Genomic DNA, 17,351 nt, shown 5'->3' with positions numbered 1-17,351 from the left:
GCTCGCTCCCACAGGGTTATCTGTTGAGCACAAAGTTTGTGTGCGACATCAATCACTGTGGGAGCGAGCCTGCTCGCGAAGAGGCCAGCAGCCTCACCACATGACTATCAAGACTTCTTGGCCTGCTCATACAAAGGCATGACCTTCGGAATCGCCGCCTGCAGCGCCGCAATACGACTCGACGACGCCGGGTGAGTGCTCATGAACTCCGGTGGCGCACCTTCCGAAACCTTGCTCATTTTATTCCACAGGGTGATCGCGGCATTCGGGTTGTAGCCGGCGCGGGCCGCCAGTTCCAGACCGATCAGGTCCGCTTCGTTTTCATTGGCGCGACTGTTGGGCAAGGTCATGCCGTAGTTGGCCACGGTATCAGCCAGGGCCATGGTGTCCTGCCCCAATCCCAACAAAGCACCGGCGCCCTGCTTGGCCATTTCGATGCCATAAGCCTTGGACATCGCTTCACGACCGTGCTCACGCAGGGCGTGGGCGATTTCATGGCCCATGATCGCGGCGATTTCATCGTCGGTCAGTTTCAGCTTGTCGATCAGGCCGGTGTAAAAGATGATTTTGCCGCCAGGGCCGCAGTTGGCGTTGAGCTCATCGCTCTTGATCAGGTTGACTTCCCACTTCCACTGAGCCGCGTCCGGACGAAACGTCGGCGCCTGGGCAATCAGCCGGTCGGCAATCGCCTGAACCCGCCGGGCTTCATTGCTGGTCTTGTCCAGCACACCTTTGCCGGACGCTTCGCCCACTGTCTTCTGATAGGACTGGGCGTACATCTGGTCGACCTCTTGCGAGGACAACATGCTGAACATGTACTGCTTGCGCTCAACGCCCACGGCACCGCCGCTGGTGGTATTGACCGACTGACAACCGGTGAGCAGCAGCGCTGCGCCCAGTGCACTGACAACCAAAATCTTGTTCATCAAAAAATTCCCTGAAAACATGCCGCGTATCCTAGGCGTGGAAATGTAACGATGCTAGATACAACGGACGTAAGACGCACAATTCGGACAAAGCTCTCATCGCCGTAGAAAAAATTCACATACGGCGAAAACCCGCAGCCGATCACGTCGCGCATTGATGCAATTACGACATCCGGCACGTAAGAACAGTCCTTTCAACTGCCGCGCTCATACCCACCCAAGCAGATCGCCGAGATCGACCAGGTGGCCAATGAAGTGGCCGGCGGCGCCGATGAGTCGAGTGCGGCCAACACATCAACCCGGCGTCAGACACTCCGGCCCATTAAGCTTCGGATCGTTCACCATGTTGGCCAGGACCCGTTCGCGCAACGCGGCGGGCTCACTGGCCAGTAATCCTTGCAAGACATGCAACGGCGTCTCGGGATCGAGCCACGCAGCCTGCCCCGCCTCATCCAGAATCAACGGCCGCCGCTGGCTCGCCGCCGGCTGGGTAATCACGGCGGTACTCAGCCAAACCTGCTCTTGCACCGGATACGCCTCCCAGATCGCCGCAAAAAATAATGACGAGCCCTCTCCCGGCGTCAGCCAGTACGGGCGCTTGCGCGTCGTGCCGCGCCATTCGTAGAAACCATTGGCCGGCAACAGGCAGCGGCGCTCGCGCAAGGCCTGGCGAAACATTGGCTGTTCGGCCACGGTTTCGGCGCGGGCGTGGGCCGGGGTGCGGGACAGATCGGTCAGCCAGGGCGGCGTCAGGCCCCAGCGGGCACGGGCCAGCGTGCGCTGGCCGTCAGGCCCGGCCCGCAGCATCAACACCGAATCATTGGGGGAAATGTTCCACTGCGCCTGCTGGTCGGCGGGAAAACCGGGCAGCGCCGCGAAGGCGGGATTCCAGCGAAACAGGGCATAACGTCCACACATGGGGCAACACGGCTCTTGATCAAACGAACGCCAGCCTAACAGACCAGCGTGCCGGGAAAGCTCTCCGGTTCATCGCCGGACAGCGGCAGCGCGGCATTGTACGCGGTGATCAGCTCGCGGGCGTATGCAGCCTGATCGTTCTCGACCGACAGCCCGAGCAAGCCATAGATCGGCAACTCCCCGCTGCCCCCGAGCAAATCCCGGCCCACCAGATGCGCCTCGATACCCTCGCTGGCGAGCATGCCTTGCAGCAACTCGCCTTCCATCAGGTTCTCCGGATCATAGATGCGCTGCATACATGCCCCTCACTCGTTTTCACTGAACACTTCGAGATGCCATTCCTCTTCATGAACCTGCAGCACGAAGGTTATCGGCCGGCAGCACACCTGACAGTCTTCAATATACGTCTGATCCCCGCCGGACAGATCCACGGTGGTCTCGACTTCTTCACCACAATACGGACATTCATATTGCGCAGTTTCCAGCATCGCGGTCTCCCAGGTGACTTGTGCGTATAATCGCCGGTCTATTTGCAGGGCTATTTTTGTCTGGCTACTTTTTCAGACCGTGCCCCGCCGGTTTTCGATCAGAACCTTTACTTACCCTAGCCGTTTCCAACAAGAGAGCATGATGGGCGAATTCGATGCCATCCGACCTTACGACGACAGTGAAGTCCCGGCAGTGCTGGCACGGCTGCTCGGCGACAAGGCGTTTCTAGATATCCTCACCCACTTCCGCTTCCCGCGTTTCGCCGGCGCTTTAGGCTGGGCACTCAAACCTCTTATAGCCCATCGGTTGCGCCGTGAGTTTGCCGGCATTACCTCCGTGGCCACGTTACAGGACAAAGTCGAGGTTTACGTCGACCACACCATCGAGCGCGCCACCGACGGTGTCACTTATACCGGGGTGGAGCAATTCAAGTCCGGCAATGCCTACCTGTTTATCGCCAACCACCGCGATATCGTGATGGATCCGGCCTTCGTCAACTATGCCGTATACCACGCCGGCCTGCCGACCCCGCGCATCGCCATTGGCGACAACCTGTTGCAAAAGCCTTTCGTCAGCGACCTGATGCGCCTGAACAAGAGCTTCATCGTGCACCGTTCGATCAGCGGACGCCGGGAGAAAATGGCGGCCTATCAATTGCTGTCGGCGTACATCAACCATTCGATCCGCAACGATTGCGCCTCGATCTGGATTGCCCAGGCCGAGGGTCGCGCCAAGGACGGTGACGACCGTACCGAGTCGGCGATCCTCAAGATGTTCCACATGAGCCGCAAGGACGAGCCGTTCGGCGAGGTCATCCAGTCGCTGAACCTGACCCCGGTGTCGATCAGCTACGAATACGACCCGTGCGATCAGGCCAAAGCCCGCGAGCTTTACATCCGCGCCACCAGCGGCAGCTACACCAAGGTGCCCGGCGAGGACGACGTAAGCATCGCCAAGGGCATCACCGGCTACAAGGGTCGGGTGCATGTGAACTTTGCCGCACCGATCACCGAACGGTTCGAAGACACCAAGCAGTTGGCGGTCGAGATGGACAGGCAAATCCTCAGCGGCTATCGCTTGTTCCCGGTGCACTACCTGGCGTACGCACAGTGGAAAGACGCCGATACGCAGTTGCAGGTGCCAAAAGCCGCCGAAGTGTTCCCGGCCGAGGAATTGGCCAAGGCCCAGGAAGAATGGCAACGCCGCCTGGACGCCTGCCCTGAAGAGCATCGTCCGTTCCTGGTGCTGCAATATGCGACGCCGGTACGCAATCAGTACCGGGTGAAGGCCGGGTTGCCGCTGTAAGCGGTTTCGACTGGATACGAGAACGGCGCCTTCGGGCGCCGTTCTTTTTAGATCAAGATCTTTTACTTTGAAAAGGCTCAGACCTGAGTGCTGATCCAGGAAACCAGCAGCGCCATCCCCATGCAGGCAAAACCGAAGATGTAGAAAAACCGGTTCTTGCGCAAGGTCGCCCAGTCCAGCGTGGGCTCTACGTTGGGGCTGCTCTGGCGCTGTGACTGAAGGCTGGCCATCGCGCGCATTTCACGACGACGGGTGGCGTGCAGCAGCCAGCCGCCCGGGAAGGCAAAGAGCAAGGCCAGCAGATTGATCAATTTGGCGGGATGGGCGGTAAACAGCGTCATCAAGTGCAGCGACATCACAAACCTCAAGTCAAACAGGTGGCAGGTGCCGGACCGGCGACCGCGGCGCGAATTCTACCGAAAGCCTGCCCGCCTGCCCTCTGTTTCCGACAAATAACAAAGCAATTGATCAATGGCTGTCCTGCGTCACGGCTTCGTCATCTGTATCGGCGACCATGCGCGCCTCGAAACCGACACGGACTACGTCATGCTCCACGCCGAAAACCAGGATCGTCTTTACCTCATCACCCCCAGCGACGAACAGCAAGCCCTCGTCGGCAGCCTCGCTTTCAACGTTCAAGACCGCCATTGGCTGGTGTATTGCGCCCTGGGCGGGCATCAACATGCGGATTTGCCGGAGATGGATTTGCTGACGGGCGTGAGTGTGCTGGATTTTTACTCACAAGCGGCCTGACACCCCCGCCCCCCCTGTGGGAGCGAGCCTGCTCGCGATGGACTTGAAGACGCCGCGGGGTATCAGATTCCCCGCGTAATCGTTAACGACCATCGCGAGCAGGCTCGCTCCTACAGGGGCTCGCATTACTCGCCGAGAATCTGACCCACGGTCGGGTCCTTGAACAGGCGGGTCAATGCATCACTGAGCACATCGCTGACCAGCTTGGTGTTGGTTTCCTGGTTCGGCGCCATACCGAAGCGCTGGTCCAGGGACGAACCATAACGGCCGCTGTAGCGACGGTTGGCGTTCTGTACATCGGAGCGGAACGTGGCGCCGATGGTGGCTTCGGTCACGTACATGCCTTCCTTGGGCGACTGGTACTTCAACTCTGCCAGGGTCACGGTCAATTGCGGTGCATTCATGGCATTGTTCGTCGGGGTAAAGCCCAACAGACGCACGGCGGCTTCAGCCTGGGCTTGCAGCTTCGGCAAAATCTGCGCGCCCTGCACGGTGATCGCGCTGGTCTCCGGGTAAAGGCCACCACGGGTGCCCAGCGTCGGTGACGGACGACCGTCCACTACACGTACCACGACAGGCTGGCCATGGCCGACCGGGGCCAACTGGGCGGTCAGCTTGGGTTCCGGGTTCAGTTGTTGCGGGCTGTGGGCGCAGCCAACCAGGGTCAAGCTGGTCACAGTGATCAAACCGAACAACAGGCGTTGCAACATGCTCTTCTCTCCAGAATCAGGCACAAACAGGCCGGCAGTATAGCGGTGCGCCACTGCGGGGAACCAGCACCTCACAATGTTTGATGAAATCTCTGACACCCCCTGAGGGATGCGGTTCCTGTCACACAGGTGTCACCACTCATACACTTGCACGTAACGACCTGAAGGCAACCTTATCGGCAGTCATCCACACGGTACTTCACCATGCGCCATCTGATCTCTCTGTTCGCGCCACGCCCACTGCATCGCTGCTTCGCCCTGCTCGACCGCAATGGCCACTGCCAGGCCTTCAAGCAGTGCAGCCTCCAGCCCATGGGCGATGGCTGGGTTGAAATCGAAGAAGTCCGTCTGAACTGGCTGAATCAGCCGCTGCCGGCCGGCGCCCGCGTCGTTTCGCAACAGCAACAGCCACGCTCACGTGCGCAGCATCTGATGACGACCTGACCAAACACCTAATAAAAGTCATTAAACACGACCATTTCCCTGCGTTTCTTAGATACAATCTCCCCCCGATTATAAGGACGTCTCCTGATCGGGCCTCGCAGCATCGTCAATGCGCTTGTATTGACACCCCGCACCGCCCACAGAGAGCCGCCCACACAGATCGAGTGAAGCTGGCGCGCTTGCTGTTTTGTTGAGCAAAACCTCCACTTTTCGCGAATCTGCAGAGCTGTCATTACGCTCGGTCACTGAGCTGTCTGCCCGTTTTGCCTGCCTTGTATCCCATGGCGGCAAATTCATCCGGGCACGGTGCCAGGCTGGGACAGCCCTTTTTGAGGTTCACGTCTTCAAAAGAGCGTGAAAAAAACGGGTTTTCACAACTTCACAAGAGTGTGGCGAGCAAATGAATAGTTTTGCGTCTGAACATGCACCATTAGCGTCTACAACAGCCCAACGACACAGGACCGAGTATTCCTCGAACACCGGAGCCTGAAGCCTGTCCGCTACGGATTTGGTTGCACAAACGGATGTATCGACCATAAGTCGAATTGCCTCCCGCGCGCTGAAATGAGTTCATATGGCTCATAGGCCCGGCAGGTAGCGTCCGTCGAAGTTGCGATAAATTGCGAAGATTCGGACATGGCGACACTGCCAAGAGAACCAGGGGCATCACTGACACGCCCCGGAACGCCTGGCAGCCATGCCGACAATTTGGTGCTGCAGATTTTGGAGACGCGTTAAATGGCGCATAACGAAGCAGTCGACGTAGTACTGGTTGGGGCCGGCATCATGAGTGCCACCCTGGCGGTACTGCTCAAAGAGCTCGACCCCGCAATCAAGCTGGAAGTCGTCGAGCTGATGGATTCCGGTGCCGCGGAGAGTTCCAATCCGTGGAACAACGCCGGTACCGGCCACGCCGGGCTGTGTGAGCTCAACTACACGCCGCAGGCCGCCGATGGCACCGTCGACATCAAGAAAGCCGTGCACATCAACACCCAGTTCGAGGTGTCGAAGCAGTTCTGGTCGTATTTGACCAGGAAAGGCACGTTCGGCTCGTGCAAATCGTTTATCAGCCCGGTGCCACACCTGAGTTTCGTGCAAGGCGAAAGTGGCGTGTCCTTCCTCAAGGAACGCTTCAAGGTGCTGAGCAAGCACCACGCCTTCGCGGACATGGAATACACCGAAGACAAGGCCAAGATGGCCGAGTGGATGCCGCTGATGATGCCTGGCCGCGATCCTGGGGAAACCCTCGCCGCGACCCGCGTGATCAATGGCACCGACGTCAACTTCGGCGCCCTGACCAACCAGTTGCTCAAGCACCTGACCAGCGCACCCGATGCCCAGGTCAAGTACTGCAAGCGCGTGACCGGCCTCAAGCGCAGCAACGGTGGCTGGACCGTCAGCATCAAGGACGTCAACAGCGGCAACACCCGTGAAGTCGATGCCAAATTCGTCTTCCTCGGCGCGGGCGGCGCGGCACTGCCGCTGCTGCAAGCCTCTGGTATCGAAGAGAGCAAAGGCTTCGGCGGCTTCCCGATCAGCGGCCAGTGGCTGCGTTGCGACAACCCGGAAGTGGTCAAGCACCACCAGGCCAAGGTCTACAGCCAGGCTGCCGTGGGTTCGCCGCCAATGTCCGTGCCGCACCTGGACACCCGCGTGGTCGAAGGCAAGAAGTCCCTGCTGTTCGGACCATACGCCGGCTTCACCACCAAGTTCCTCAAGCACGGTTCCTTCATGGACCTGCCGATGTCGGTTCGTGCCGGCAACATCGGTCCGATGCTGTCCGTGGCGAAAAACAACATGGACCTGACCAAGTACCTGGTCAGCGAAGTGATGCAGTCGATGGAGCAGCGCCTGGAATCCCTGCGTCGCTTCTACCCGCAAGCGAAAGCCGAAGACTGGCGCCTGGAAGTGGCCGGCCAACGGGTGCAAATCATCAAGAAAGACCCGAAAAAAGGCGGCGTCCTGCAATTCGGTACCGAACTGGTCGCGGCCAAGGACGGTTCCCTGGCGGCACTGCTCGGCGCTTCGCCAGGTGCCTCGGTGACCGTTTCGATCATGCTTGAGCTGATCGAAAAATGCTTCCCGGGCAAAGCCAAGGGCGAATGGGCCACCAAACTGGCCGAAATCTTCCCGGCCCGGGAAAAGGTTCTGGAAACCGACGCTGCGCTGTATCGCAAGATCAATGCGCACAACAACGTCGCGCTGGAACTGGTTGAAGCCAGTAACGAGACCGAAAGCTACGCTTGATTCGGCCGCATGAAAAACGCCCCGTCCTCATTGAGGGCGGGGCGTTTTTTTGTGCCTTTAAAAGATCTTAACCGCGAGCCTTGTTGATCAGCTCGATGTACTCGGCGGCGTTGCGCTGATCCTTGATCAGGGCGACTAAGTCATTGCCGTGCTCATCCTTGCCATTCACGTCGTAACCCGCATCGACGAAGAACGTCAGGAAACGCTCGAAATCGTCGATGCGCAGGCCACGGTAGGCCTTGACCAGTTTGTGCAGGGACGGAGAAGTCGCGTCGACCGGTTCGAAATCGAGGAACAACTTGATCTGCTCATCGCCGATCTCGTCACCAATCACTTGTTTTTTATCTTTACGCATTGCCGACTCCAGCTCGCAGACATTACACGGGGCGGGCAGTTTACCCCTGCGCAGGCACAAGGCTCAACGCGGACGAGTGCTACCGGTGTGCAGATCGGCCCAGACATGGCCATTGGCATAGCTGAGAAACTGACAATACACCGTGTCATTGCGCAGCAAATCGATCACCACGCGGTATTGAGCGAGCGGGTAATAGAGGGTCAGGGTTTTGCTCTTATCGTCGTAGACCGGCTTCTTCAGGCTTTTGCTTTCACCATCGAAGTTGACCAGCACCTGACTGATGGTGGCGCCCTTGTTCAGGGATTTACCCTTGAGACGAATCATTAAAGGCGACGTGACCGGAATCGGCTGTTGATTGGATTGACGCTGGGCACCGACCACCACCGAATAATCGGTGACTTGCATCAGTTGCTGCTGTTCGGGATCGGCATCGCGCAGAGTGAGATCGTCCGGCGGCAGAAATTGACTGTGCATGGGCGCAGGTGCGGCAGCCAAAGGCAGGCTGAGGGTCAGCAACAAGGCGGCGCAGCAGCGGATCGAACGGCTCATGACAAGCTCCGGAGGGCGGGGCCGGGCACTTTATCACGCCCCTGTAGGAGCGAGCTTGCTCCGGGCGGCGTTCCGACGATGAACTTGAAGGCGACGCATGCTTCCAGACAGCACGCGTTATCGTTCACGCCCATCGCGAGCAAGCTCGCTCCTACAGAAGGCATGTATCAATCGAACTGCGCGCGCATCCAGGCCTGATACTCGGCAACGCCGGGCTCGCCTTCGCGCGGCGCCCAGTGAGCCAGCTCACCTTCGCCGACCGGACGATAGGGACCGGCCTTGCACTCGAACATCAGGCTGTCGGCTTCCAGCACCACCAAACCATGGAACACACCGGTCGGCAGGTCCACGCCAACACAGTCGCCACCGGCCTGAAGCACAGTCTTGTTCAGCACCGTACCGGTCTCATCGAAGATCAACACGCCCAGCCGGCCCTTGAGGACCAACAGGGTTTCGGCCTTGTTGTCACCCAAATGCCGGTGAGGCGGGATATACGTGGACGGCTGCAACCCCACCGCCATGCGATGGCATGCGTCTTCCATCTGATGGAAGTTGTGATGCTGACGCCCACGAGGATTGGCCGCGGCTTTCCCGGCCAGCTCGGCGAACAAGGTCTGATCCAGAAAGCGAGGCGTATCCATGTCTTACATTCCTTTAACGGCGAAAATCCCGTTGGCGTTACGCCAGTAGCCTTTGTAGTCCATACCATAACCGAAGATGTAGCGATCGATGCACGGCAGACCGACGAAATCGGCCTTGAGGTCCGGACGGGCCTTGCGGTCGTGGTCTTTGTCGATCAGCACAGCGGTGTGCACTTTACGTGCGCCAGCGTGTTTGCAGAAGTCGATGATCGCGCCCAGGGTGTGACCTTCGTCGAGGATGTCGTCGATGATCAGCACATCACGGTCGATGAAGGACACTTCCGGCTTGGCTTTCCAGAACAGGTCACCGCCGCTGGTTTCGTTGCGATAGCGGGTGGCGTGCAGGTAGGACGCTTCCAGCGGGAAGTGCAGATAGGTCAGCAGCTTGCCGGAGAAAATCAGCCCGCCGTTCATCACGCAGAACACCACCGGATTGCTGTCCGCCAGTTGATCGTTGATTTGTGCACCGACGCGAGCGATGGCCGCCTCGACTTCAGCTTCGGTGTACAGGCAGTCAGCCTCTCGCATGATTTGACGGATATGCTCGAGATCAGCGGACATGGCGCTCTCCAGGGGGGTTGAGGGGAGGTACGGATTCGGAAAAGCGGGCAAAGGTACGCATCAAGCGAGGTCAGATCAAGCCTTTGTGGACTAACGTACTGTATGTCTATAGGACAACACCCTCGGATAGATTAATCTAGACCGGTTTTTTTGCCCGCCGCCGGAGCCTTTCCCCATGCCCATTCATGAGATCCGCCACCCGCTGATCCGTCATAAACTTGGCCTTATGCGCCGCGCAGACATCAGCACGAAGAATTTCCGTGAGCTCGCTCAGGAAGTCGGCGCCCTGCTGACCTATGAAGCTACCAAAGACCTGCCGCTGGAATCCTACGATATCGAAGGCTGGTGCGGCACCGTATCGGTCGAGAAAATCGCCGGCAAAAAAATCACCGTAGTGCCAATCCTGCGTGCCGGCATCGGCATGCTCGAAGGCGTACTCAGCCTGATCCCGGGCGCCAAAGTCAGCGCCGTCGGCGTGGCCCGTAACGAGGAAACCCTCGAAGCCCACACCTATCTGGAAAAACTGGTACCGGAAATCGACGAACGCCTGGCCATGATCATCGACCCGATGCTCGCCACCGGCGGCTCGATGGTAGCCACCATCGACCTGCTGAAAAAAGCCGGCTGCAAGGACATCCGCGCCATGGTGCTGGTCGCCGCGCCAGAAGGCATCGCCGCCGTAGAGAAAGCTCACCCGGACGTGATCATCTACACCGCTTCCATTGATCAAAAACTGAACGAGCACGGCTACATCATCCCAGGGCTTGGCGATGCCGGTGACAAGATCTTCGGCACCAAGCAGAAGGACGCGTGAGCATGCAGCAAGAGTTCAACGATCCGCTCTGGCGCACGGTGCTATCCGGCGCACAGATGCTGTTCGTGGCCTTCGGTGCCCTGGTGTTGATGCCGCTGATCACCGGCCTTGACCCGAACGTGGCGCTGTTCACGGCCGGCCTGGGGACGATCCTGTTCCAGATCGTCACCGGGCGTCAGGTGCCGGTGTTCCTGGCATCGAGCTTTGCCTTCATCACCCCGATCATTCTCGCCAAGGGCCAGTTCGGCCTCGCCGCGACCATGGGTGGTGTGATGGCGGCGGGTTTCGTCTACACCTTCCTCGGCCTCGCGGTGAAGATCAAAGGCACCGGTTTCATCGATCGCCTGCTGCCGCCGGTAGTGATCGGACCGGTGATCATCGCGATCGGCCTGGCCATGGCGCCGATTGCCGCCAACATGGCCATGGGCAAGGCCGGCGACGGCAGTGAATTGATTCATTACCAGACGGCGATGATGATCTCGATGCCCGCACTGCTGACCACGTTGATCGTCGCGGTTTTCGGCAAGGGCATCTTCCGTCTGGTACCGATCATCTCCGGCGTGCTGGTGGGCTTTGGCATGGCGTTCTACTTCGGCGTGGTCGATACCGCGAAGATTGCCGCGGCACCATGGTTCGCCATCCCGAACTTCACCGCGCCGGAATTCAACTGGCAGGCGATCCTGTTCATCGTTCCGGTAGCCCTGGCTCCGGCCATCGAACACATCGGCGGCGTGATTGCCGTGGGTAGCGTGACCGGTCGCGATTACCTGAAGAAACCTGGCCTGCACCGCACCCTGCTCGGCGACGGCATTGCCACCACGGCGGCCGGTCTGTTCGGTGGCCCGCCCAACACCACCTACGCCGAAGTGACCGGCGCAGTCATGCTGACCAAGAACTACAACCCGAAAATCATGACCTGGGCGGCGATCTTCGCCATCAGCCTGGCGTTCATCGGCAAGTTCGGCGCACTGCTGCAAAGCATTCCGGTACCGGTGATGGGCGGGATTCTCTGCCTGTTGTTCGGTTCGATCGCGGCGGTGGGGATGAACACGCTGATCCGCCACAAGATCGATCTGGCCGAGGCACGCAATCTGGTGATTGTTTCGGTGACCCTGGTGTTCGGGATCGGCGGCGTGCTGATCGGCACCGGCACCGGGCCGGACGATTTCGGCCTCAAGGGCATCGCGCTGTGCGCAGTGGTGGCGATTGGCTTGAACCTGATCCTGCCGGGCAATGACAGCTGGAAACACAAGAAGGCGCAGGAGCCGCTGATCTGATTGGATGAAGACCTGAGATCTTTGTTGCCAGTCAGATAGCATTCGCGGGCAAGCCCGCTCCTACAAGTTCTATGCAAAACCTGTAGGAGCCGGCTTGCCGGCGAAGCTTTTAAAGCACCAACGGCGCACGCTCGCACAACGCACTCAACGCCCGCGCCCAATGCGGGTCATCGTTGAGGCACGGCACCAGCACCAGGTCCTCCCCTCCCGCTGCGCGGAATTGCTCCTTGCCGCGATCACCGATCTCTTCCAGTGTCTCGATGCAATCGGCAACGAACGCCGGGCACATCACCAGAATCTTTTTCACGCCGCTTTTGGCCAACTCATCGAGACGCGCTTCGGTGTAGGGTTCGATCCATTTGGCCCGCCCCAGACGCGACTGGAACGACACCGACCACTTGCCGTCCGGCAGCCCCAAACGCTTGGCGACCTCTGCCGCCGTGCGCAGGCATTGGCCGCGATAACAGGTGGCGACCACCTCCGGCGGCGCCCCGGCGCAGCAATCACCGCCACCCTCGAAGCTGTGACCGGGGTTGAGCTTCTTCAGATGCCGTTCCGGCAGGCCGTGAAAGCTCATCAGCAAATGATCGAAATCCTGCTCCAGATAGGACCTGGTCGTGGCCACCAGTGCATCGAGGTATTCCGGTTGGTCGTAGAACGGTTGCAGCACCGACAGCTGTACGTCGAGGTTTTTCTCGCGTACCACGCGTTTGGCTTCCTCGATGACCGTGGTGGTGGTGCTGTCGGCGAACTGTGGATATAGCGGCGCCAGCGTGATTCGCTTGTGCCCCGCCCCAGCCATGCGAACCAGTGTCGATTCGATCGAAGGCTCGCCGTAACGCATGGCCAGTTCGACCGGGCCGTGGTGCCACTGGGCGGTCATGGCTTGTTGCAAACGACGGCTGAGCACCACCAGCGGCGAGCCTTCGTCCCACCAGATCGAGGCATAAGCATGGGCCGACTGCTCCGGCCGCTTGATCAGGATCAGCGAGACCAGCAAGCGTCGAACCGGCCATGGCAGGTCGATCACGTACGGGTCCATCAGAAATTGGTTGAGGTAGCTGCGCACATCCGCCACCGAGGTGGAGGCAGGTGAACCCAGGTTAACCAGAAGCAACGCGTGATCGGTCATGCAACGTCCTATTTCAAAGGCGACTGGACAGATCGTCCAGAGCCGCGCGCAAATCCATGAACTTAAAAGTGAAACCAGCCTGTAACAAACGCACCGGGGTGGCGCGCTGGCCGCCCAGCAACAGCAAGGACAACTCGCCCAGCCCCACCTTCAATGCAAAGGCCGGCATCGGCATGAACGCCGGGCGATGCAACACGTCGCCCAACGCCTTGGCAAACTCGCGGTTGCGCACCGGTTTGGGCGCGCACGCATTATAGGGACCGCTGGCCTCGTTGCGATGCAGAAGAAAATCAATCAGGGCGATTTGATCGTCGACATGAATCCACGGCATCCACTGCCGGCCGTTGCCGATCGGCCCTCCCAGACCCAGTTTGAACGGCAGTAACAGCCGCGACAAAAAGCCACCCTCCGCCGACAGCACCAACCCGGTACGGATGTGAATGACGCGAATGCCCATCGCTTCGGCCCGCTGCGCAGTCTCCTCCCAGGCGATGCATAACTGGCTGGCGAAGTCTTCACTGATCGGCCCCGAATCCTCGGTCAGTTCACGCTCGCCGCCGTCGCCATACCAGCCGACAGCCGAACCGGAAATCAGGACCCGGGGTTTCTGCTCGCGACTTTCGAGCCACGCCAGCAGGGTTTCGGTGAGCGTGATGCGACTGCTCCACAACAAGGCTTTTCGCTTGTGCGTCCAGGGTCGGTCGGCAATCGGCGCTCCGGCAAGATTGACGATCGCATCCACCGGCTCCTGCCCCAGATCCTCCAGCCGGGCAATTCCACGCACTTGGGCACCACATATTTTCGCGACTTTTTCAGGCTGACGACTCCAGACTGTCAGGCGATATCCCTGAGCCAACCAGTGCCGGCAAAGCTGACGTCCTATCAAACCAGTACCGCCGGTCAGCAATATGTGCATGACTTCTTCCTCGCGTGGCGTTTTACCCTGTCCATTAGTCTATTTTTATAAGCAGGGATCTTTGGTATCGAGCAGGCTCTATGTTTAACAATAGGCCAAGCTGTCAGAACAAGAACGCTAAAAGTTATACCAAAAAACAATATTGTACAGGTTTGAACCCCGGCGTAGTCTGTACAGAAAGGTAAACGAGGCACCTATGACTGTACCTATCGCAATCATTGGCACCGGCATTGCCGGACTCTCCGCCGCCCAGGCTCTGACTGACCTCGGGCATGTGGTTCAATTATTCGATAAAAGCCGCGGTAGTGGCGGGCGCATGTCGAGCAAGCGCAGCGATGCGGGGGCGCTGGACATGGGCGCGCAATATTTCACCGCCCGTGACCGGCGCTTTGTCACCGAAGTCCAGCGCTGGCAAGCCGAGGGTTGGGTCGCCGAGTGGACGCCGCAGCTGTACACCTATCATGGCGGCCAGCTTAACCTGTCGCCGGACGAGCAGACCCGCTGGGTCGGCACGCCGCGTATGAGCGCCATCACCCGCGCCCTGATCGGTGAGCTTGAAGTGCATTTCGCCTGCCGTATCACCGAGGTCTATCGCGGTGAAGAGCACTGGCACCTGCAGGACGCCGAGGGCTTCACCCACGGACCGTTCAGCCACGTGGTCATCGCCACGCCGGCCCCACAGGCCACCGCTCTGCTGGCAACAGCGCCGAAACTCGCGGGTGCCGCCGCCGGGGTGAAAATGGACCCGACCTGGGCCATCGCCCTGGCCTTCGAAACGCCGCTGGAAACGCCCATGGAAGGCTGCTTCGTCCAGGACAGCCCACTCGACTGGCTGGCCCGTAACCGCAGCAAGCCCGGGCGCGACAACACCCTCGACACCTGGGTGCTACACGCCACCAGCGCCTGGAGTCGCCAGCACATTGACCTGCCCAAGGAAGCCGTGATCGAACAACTGCATGGCGCCTTCGCCGAACTGCTGCACGATTCCATGCCCGCACCGACCTTCAGCCTCGCCCACCGCTGGCTCTACGCCCGCCCCGCCAGCAGTCACGAATGGGGCACCCTGGCCGATGCCGATCTGGGGCTGTACGCCTGTGGCGACTGGTGCCTGTCCGGACGCGTCGAAGGGGCCTGGCTCAGCGGTCAGGAAGCCGCGCGCCGTTTGCATGCGCACCTGCAATGATCGTAGAAGCCGCCGAAGGCTCGGGCCGCGTTCGGACGATCTTTTGATCAGTCCTTCGACATAAAGATCACAGCCTTCGGCAACTCCTACAGGGGCATCGCACCACCAAAAAAAACCTATACAAAAAAATTGACTTGTACAACTTCGAATCTATGATGAAGTTATGTTGTACAGACCCGAATGTTTGTACAGGTTCAGATTCGAGGTGCTCCGATGCTCCACGCCCCCGCCAAACCGAAAATCGCCATCAGTGCCTGCCTGATGGGTCTCGACGTGCGCTACAACGGCGGGCACAAGGCATCGCGGCTGTGCAGCCGCACCCTCACTGATTACTTCGATTTCATCCCGGTCTGTCCGGAAGTGGCCATCGGCCTGGGCGTACCCCGCCAGCCGATTCGGCTGGTGGGCAGTGCAGATCACCCCGAAGCCGTGGGTACCCTCGATCACAACCTTAACGTGACACAACCGCTGGCCACCTACGGCCAGGACATGGCAGCGCAGCTGGGGGACATCTGCGGCTACATCTTCATGCAAAACTCCCCGTCCTGTGGCCTGGAGCCGGTCAAGGTCTACCACGCCAACGGCGCACGGATGGACGGTGGTGCTCGCGGGATCTACGCCCGGGCGTTCTGCCTGCGGCACCCGGACTTGCCGGTGGAGGAAGACGGCCGGCTCAACGATCCGGTGCTGCGGGAAAACTTCCTCACCCGGGTGTTCGCCTACAGCGCCTGGCAACAGCTACGCCAGGAGGGCATGACCCGGCGCGGTCTCACGGACTTTCACTCGCGCTACAAATACCTGTTGATGGCCCACAACCCGGTGCAATACAAAACCCTGGGCCACCTGCTGGGCAACATGAGCAAAACCGAACCACAGGAACTGGGCCCCCGCTATTTCAGCGAACTGATGACGGCGCTGAAAAAATGCGCCACCCGCCGCACTCACACTAACGTCCTGCAACACCTCAGTGGCTACCTGAAACAGGCCATCAGCGGCGAAGACAAGCAGGAAATGCACCACGTGATCACTCAGTACCGCCAGGGCATCGTGCCGCTGGTGGTACCGCTGACACTGCTCAAGCATCACTTTCGCCAGCACCCCGATCCGTACATCGCACGGCAGGTTTACCTGCAGCCGCACCCGGAAAACCTCAGCCTGCGAAACGCCATCTGATGAAAAAAGCACTCGACACCAGCGCCTGCATAGACCTCGGCGATGACTTTAAAAAGGCGCTGGACGAAGGTTGGCTGCCGATCCGAGAAGTGGCGCGGCAAACCGGGGTCAATGCCGTGACCTTGCGCGCCTGGGAGCGGCGCTACGGTCTGATCGTGCCGCTGCGCACGCCCAAGGGCCATCGATTGTTCTCGGCCGACCACGTACAACGCATCCAGACCATCCTCACCTGGCTCAACCGTGGCGTTGCCGTCAGCCAGGTCAAGCCATTGCTCGACACCCCGCAAACCTTCAGCGAGACCGCCGACAACGATTGGCACATCCTGCTGCAAACATTGATGCAGGCGGTCAGCCGATTGCAGGAACGTGCCCTGGATGACAGCGTCAATCAGGCGATGGCGCTGTATCCGCCGCGAACCCTGTGCGAGCAATTGCTGATGCCCTTGCTGTCCGCTCTGGAGCAACGCTGGCAAGGCCAGTTCGGGGCACAGATGGAGCGGGGCTTTTTTTGTGCCTGGCTGCGCAGCAAGTTCGGTGCGCGCATCTACCACAACAATCGTCAGTTGCGCACTGCGCCGCTACTGCTGGTCAACCACTCGGACCTGCCCATGGAGCCGCACCTTTGGCTGACAGCCTGGCTGATCAGCAGCGCGGATTGCCCGGTGGAGGTCTTCGATTGGCCGCTGCCTGTCGGAGAACTGGCATTGGCGGTCGAACTTCTACAACCCCGCGGGGTTCTGCTCTACTCAAGCAAAGCCCAGAATCCGGCCCAGTTACTGAAACTTTTCAAAGGCATCAGTTGCCCAAAAATGATTGCCGGACCAACGGTATGCATCCACCACACCGAGTTGTCCGTCAGTACTGCCCAGATCGCTGATTTGTACCTGGCCGAAGACCCGTTGTCGGCACATCAGGCACTCGTTCAGCGCGGGCTGATTTAAATGGATCGAGTGGACAC

General features: G+C 59.7%; 21 protein-coding genes. 9 read left to right on the top strand and 12 right to left on the bottom strand.

Annotated elements, in window-relative coordinates; all coding sequences use genetic code 11:
- Positions 1-107 precede the first annotated feature (107 nt).
- The 4 genes from C8K63_RS00360 to C8K63_RS00345 form a co-directional block, all read right to left on the bottom strand.
- Positions 108-926, bottom strand: a complete 819-nt coding sequence (locus tag C8K63_RS00360; RefSeq protein ID WP_108214889.1) for a M48 family metallopeptidase — start codon at positions 924-926, stop codon at positions 108-110.
- A 294-nt stretch (positions 927-1,220) separates the two neighbouring features.
- Positions 1,221-1,844, bottom strand: a complete 624-nt coding sequence (locus C8K63_RS00355) for an SOS response-associated peptidase (RefSeq protein ID WP_108214888.1) — start codon at positions 1,842-1,844, stop codon at positions 1,221-1,223.
- Positions 1,845-1,879: 35 nt separating this feature from the next.
- Positions 1,880-2,140, bottom strand: a complete 261-nt coding sequence (locus C8K63_RS00350) for a putative signal transducing protein (RefSeq protein ID WP_108214887.1) — start codon at positions 2,138-2,140, stop codon at positions 1,880-1,882.
- Between the two features lie 9 nt (positions 2,141-2,149).
- Positions 2,150-2,332 (bottom strand): CPXCG motif-containing cysteine-rich protein, encoded by a 183-nt coding sequence (locus tag C8K63_RS00345; RefSeq protein ID WP_108214886.1) that lies wholly within the window; start codon positions 2,330-2,332, stop codon positions 2,150-2,152.
- 139 nt (positions 2,333-2,471) lie between these two features.
- Here C8K63_RS00345 and C8K63_RS00340 point away from each other — a divergent pair, with 139 nt between their 5' ends.
- Entirely contained in the window at positions 2,472-3,638 is a 1,167-nt protein-coding gene (locus C8K63_RS00340; protein ID WP_108214885.1) for a 1-acyl-sn-glycerol-3-phosphate acyltransferase, read from the top strand.
- Positions 3,639-3,715: 77 nt separating this feature from the next.
- Here the strand turns inward: C8K63_RS00340 and C8K63_RS00335 are convergent, their stop codons facing one another.
- Complete coding sequence (locus C8K63_RS00335) at positions 3,716-3,994, bottom strand: hypothetical protein (protein ID WP_108214884.1); 279 nt, start codon at positions 3,992-3,994, stop codon at positions 3,716-3,718.
- Positions 3,995-4,184: 190 nt separating this feature from the next.
- Here C8K63_RS00335 and C8K63_RS00330 point away from each other — a divergent pair, with 190 nt between their 5' ends.
- The gene (locus tag C8K63_RS00330) at positions 4,185-4,391 is read left to right on the top strand and encodes a hypothetical protein (RefSeq protein WP_108215461.1); all 207 of its coding nucleotides are present in this window, start codon (positions 4,185-4,187) and stop codon (positions 4,389-4,391) included.
- Positions 4,392-4,516: 125 nt separating this feature from the next.
- On the opposite strand, the gene C8K63_RS00325 is transcribed toward C8K63_RS00330, so the two are convergent.
- Positions 4,517-5,101 (bottom strand): YajG family lipoprotein, encoded by a 585-nt coding sequence (locus C8K63_RS00325; RefSeq protein ID WP_108214883.1) that lies wholly within the window; start codon positions 5,099-5,101, stop codon positions 4,517-4,519.
- Between the two features lie 204 nt (positions 5,102-5,305).
- Between C8K63_RS00325 and C8K63_RS00320 the strand changes: the two genes are divergently transcribed.
- Together C8K63_RS00320 and mqo are read left to right on the top strand one after the other, a co-directional pair.
- Complete coding sequence (locus C8K63_RS00320) at positions 5,306-5,545, top strand: hypothetical protein (protein ID WP_108214882.1); 240 nt, start codon at positions 5,306-5,308, stop codon at positions 5,543-5,545.
- Between the two features lie 738 nt (positions 5,546-6,283).
- Positions 6,284-7,792 (top strand): malate dehydrogenase (quinone), encoded by a 1,509-nt coding sequence (gene mqo, locus C8K63_RS00315; RefSeq protein ID WP_108214881.1) that lies wholly within the window; start codon positions 6,284-6,286, stop codon positions 7,790-7,792.
- 67 nt (positions 7,793-7,859) lie between these two features.
- Here mqo and C8K63_RS00310 read toward each other — a convergent pair whose 3' ends face one another.
- The 4 genes from C8K63_RS00310 to C8K63_RS00295 form a co-directional block, all read right to left on the bottom strand.
- Positions 7,860-8,147 carry a PA4642 family protein gene (locus tag C8K63_RS00310; protein WP_108214880.1) on the bottom strand — a complete coding sequence of 96 codons (288 nt, stop codon included), beginning with the start codon at positions 8,145-8,147 and terminating at the stop codon, positions 7,860-7,862.
- A gap of 63 nt (positions 8,148-8,210) precedes the next feature.
- Positions 8,211-8,696, bottom strand: coding sequence for a hypothetical protein (locus tag C8K63_RS00305; protein WP_108214879.1), 486 nt, complete (start codon positions 8,694-8,696; stop codon positions 8,211-8,213).
- Between the two features lie 167 nt (positions 8,697-8,863).
- Positions 8,864-9,337 carry a WbuC family cupin fold metalloprotein gene (locus C8K63_RS00300; RefSeq protein WP_108214878.1) on the bottom strand — a complete coding sequence of 158 codons (474 nt, stop codon included), beginning with the start codon at positions 9,335-9,337 and terminating at the stop codon, positions 8,864-8,866.
- A gap of 3 nt (positions 9,338-9,340) precedes the next feature.
- Positions 9,341-9,898: a hypoxanthine-guanine phosphoribosyltransferase gene (locus tag C8K63_RS00295; protein WP_008045996.1), complete on the bottom strand. Its 558-nt coding sequence runs from the start codon at positions 9,896-9,898 to the stop codon at positions 9,341-9,343.
- Between the two features lie 175 nt (positions 9,899-10,073).
- Here C8K63_RS00295 and upp point away from each other — a divergent pair, with 175 nt between their 5' ends.
- Both upp and C8K63_RS00285 read left to right on the top strand, forming a co-directional pair.
- On the top strand, positions 10,074-10,712 hold the full coding sequence (gene upp / locus C8K63_RS00290) for a uracil phosphoribosyltransferase (protein ID WP_108214877.1): 639 nt from the start codon (positions 10,074-10,076) through the stop codon (positions 10,710-10,712).
- A gap of 2 nt (positions 10,713-10,714) precedes the next feature.
- Entirely contained in the window at positions 10,715-11,989 is a 1,275-nt protein-coding gene (locus C8K63_RS00285; protein WP_108214876.1) for a uracil-xanthine permease family protein, read from the top strand.
- A gap of 109 nt (positions 11,990-12,098) precedes the next feature.
- Here C8K63_RS00285 and hemH read toward each other — a convergent pair whose 3' ends face one another.
- Together hemH and C8K63_RS00275 are read right to left on the bottom strand one after the other, a co-directional pair.
- Positions 12,099-13,121, bottom strand: coding sequence for a ferrochelatase (gene hemH / locus C8K63_RS00280; RefSeq protein ID WP_108214875.1), 1,023 nt, complete (start codon positions 13,119-13,121; stop codon positions 12,099-12,101).
- A gap of 13 nt (positions 13,122-13,134) precedes the next feature.
- Positions 13,135-14,037 (bottom strand): TIGR01777 family oxidoreductase, encoded by a 903-nt coding sequence (locus C8K63_RS00275; protein WP_108214874.1) that lies wholly within the window; start codon positions 14,035-14,037, stop codon positions 13,135-13,137.
- A 196-nt stretch (positions 14,038-14,233) separates the two neighbouring features.
- Between C8K63_RS00275 and C8K63_RS00270 the strand changes: the two genes are divergently transcribed.
- From C8K63_RS00270 to C8K63_RS00260, 3 genes are all read left to right on the top strand, one after another.
- Positions 14,234-15,220 carry an NAD(P)/FAD-dependent oxidoreductase gene (locus C8K63_RS00270; protein WP_108214873.1) on the top strand — a complete coding sequence of 329 codons (987 nt, stop codon included), beginning with the start codon at positions 14,234-14,236 and terminating at the stop codon, positions 15,218-15,220.
- Between the two features lie 213 nt (positions 15,221-15,433).
- On the top strand, positions 15,434-16,393 hold the full coding sequence (locus C8K63_RS00265; RefSeq protein WP_108214872.1) for a DUF523 and DUF1722 domain-containing protein: 960 nt from the start codon (positions 15,434-15,436) through the stop codon (positions 16,391-16,393).
- A complete protein-coding gene (locus C8K63_RS00260) occupies positions 16,393-17,334 on the top strand; it encodes a MerR family transcriptional regulator (protein WP_108214871.1) in 942 nt (313 codons plus the stop codon). The genes C8K63_RS00265 and C8K63_RS00260 overlap by 1 nt, the downstream gene beginning before the upstream one ends.
- Positions 17,335-17,351 lie beyond the last annotated feature (17 nt).

Origin of the sequence: Pseudomonas sp. GV085, from assembly GCF_003050925.1 — a bacterium.
Classification (GTDB): domain Bacteria; phylum Pseudomonadota; class Gammaproteobacteria; order Pseudomonadales; family Pseudomonadaceae; genus Aquipseudomonas.
Note: the sequence above shows the minus strand (reverse complement) of the source record. Positions and strands in the feature narration are given on the sequence as shown.

Excerpts from the sequence above, each read along its gene's own strand:
- upp (WP_108214877.1), top strand. The coding sequence starts at position 10,074 with ATGCCCATTCATGAGATCCGCCACCCGCTGATCCGTCATAAACTTGGC.
- C8K63_RS00345 (WP_108214886.1), bottom strand. The coding sequence starts at position 2,332 with ATGCTGGAAACTGCGCAATATGAATGTCCGTATTGTGGTGAAGAAGTC.
- C8K63_RS00265 (WP_108214872.1), top strand. The coding sequence starts at position 15,434 with ATGCTCCACGCCCCCGCCAAACCGAAAATCGCCATCAGTGCCTGCCTG.
- hemH (WP_108214875.1), bottom strand. The coding sequence starts at position 13,121 with ATGACCGATCACGCGTTGCTTCTGGTTAACCTGGGTTCACCTGCCTCC.
- C8K63_RS00305 (WP_108214879.1), bottom strand. The coding sequence starts at position 8,696 with ATGAGCCGTTCGATCCGCTGCTGCGCCGCCTTGTTGCTGACCCTCAGC.
- C8K63_RS00340 (WP_108214885.1), top strand. The coding sequence starts at position 2,472 with ATGATGGGCGAATTCGATGCCATCCGACCTTACGACGACAGTGAAGTC.
- C8K63_RS00275 (WP_108214874.1), bottom strand. The coding sequence starts at position 14,037 with ATGCACATATTGCTGACCGGCGGTACTGGTTTGATAGGACGTCAGCTT.
- C8K63_RS00320 (WP_108214882.1), top strand. The coding sequence starts at position 5,306 with ATGCGCCATCTGATCTCTCTGTTCGCGCCACGCCCACTGCATCGCTGC.
- C8K63_RS00300 (WP_108214878.1), bottom strand. The coding sequence starts at position 9,337 with ATGGATACGCCTCGCTTTCTGGATCAGACCTTGTTCGCCGAGCTGGCC.
- C8K63_RS00355 (WP_108214888.1), bottom strand. The coding sequence starts at position 1,844 with ATGTGTGGACGTTATGCCCTGTTTCGCTGGAATCCCGCCTTCGCGGCG.
- C8K63_RS00260 (WP_108214871.1), top strand. The coding sequence starts at position 16,393 with ATGAAAAAAGCACTCGACACCAGCGCCTGCATAGACCTCGGCGATGAC.
- C8K63_RS00325 (WP_108214883.1), bottom strand. The coding sequence starts at position 5,101 with ATGTTGCAACGCCTGTTGTTCGGTTTGATCACTGTGACCAGCTTGACC.
- mqo (WP_108214881.1), top strand. The coding sequence starts at position 6,284 with ATGGCGCATAACGAAGCAGTCGACGTAGTACTGGTTGGGGCCGGCATC.
- C8K63_RS00295 (WP_008045996.1), bottom strand. The coding sequence starts at position 9,898 with ATGTCCGCTGATCTCGAGCATATCCGTCAAATCATGCGAGAGGCTGAC.
- C8K63_RS00270 (WP_108214873.1), top strand. The coding sequence starts at position 14,234 with ATGACTGTACCTATCGCAATCATTGGCACCGGCATTGCCGGACTCTCC.
- C8K63_RS00310 (WP_108214880.1), bottom strand. The coding sequence starts at position 8,147 with ATGCGTAAAGATAAAAAACAAGTGATTGGTGACGAGATCGGCGATGAG.
- C8K63_RS00360 (WP_108214889.1), bottom strand. The coding sequence starts at position 926 with ATGAACAAGATTTTGGTTGTCAGTGCACTGGGCGCAGCGCTGCTGCTC.
- C8K63_RS00285 (WP_108214876.1), top strand. The coding sequence starts at position 10,715 with ATGCAGCAAGAGTTCAACGATCCGCTCTGGCGCACGGTGCTATCCGGC.
- C8K63_RS00335 (WP_108214884.1), bottom strand. The coding sequence starts at position 3,994 with ATGTCGCTGCACTTGATGACGCTGTTTACCGCCCATCCCGCCAAATTG.
- C8K63_RS00350 (WP_108214887.1), bottom strand. The coding sequence starts at position 2,140 with ATGCAGCGCATCTATGATCCGGAGAACCTGATGGAAGGCGAGTTGCTG.
- C8K63_RS00330 (WP_108215461.1), top strand. The coding sequence starts at position 4,185 with ATGCTCCACGCCGAAAACCAGGATCGTCTTTACCTCATCACCCCCAGC.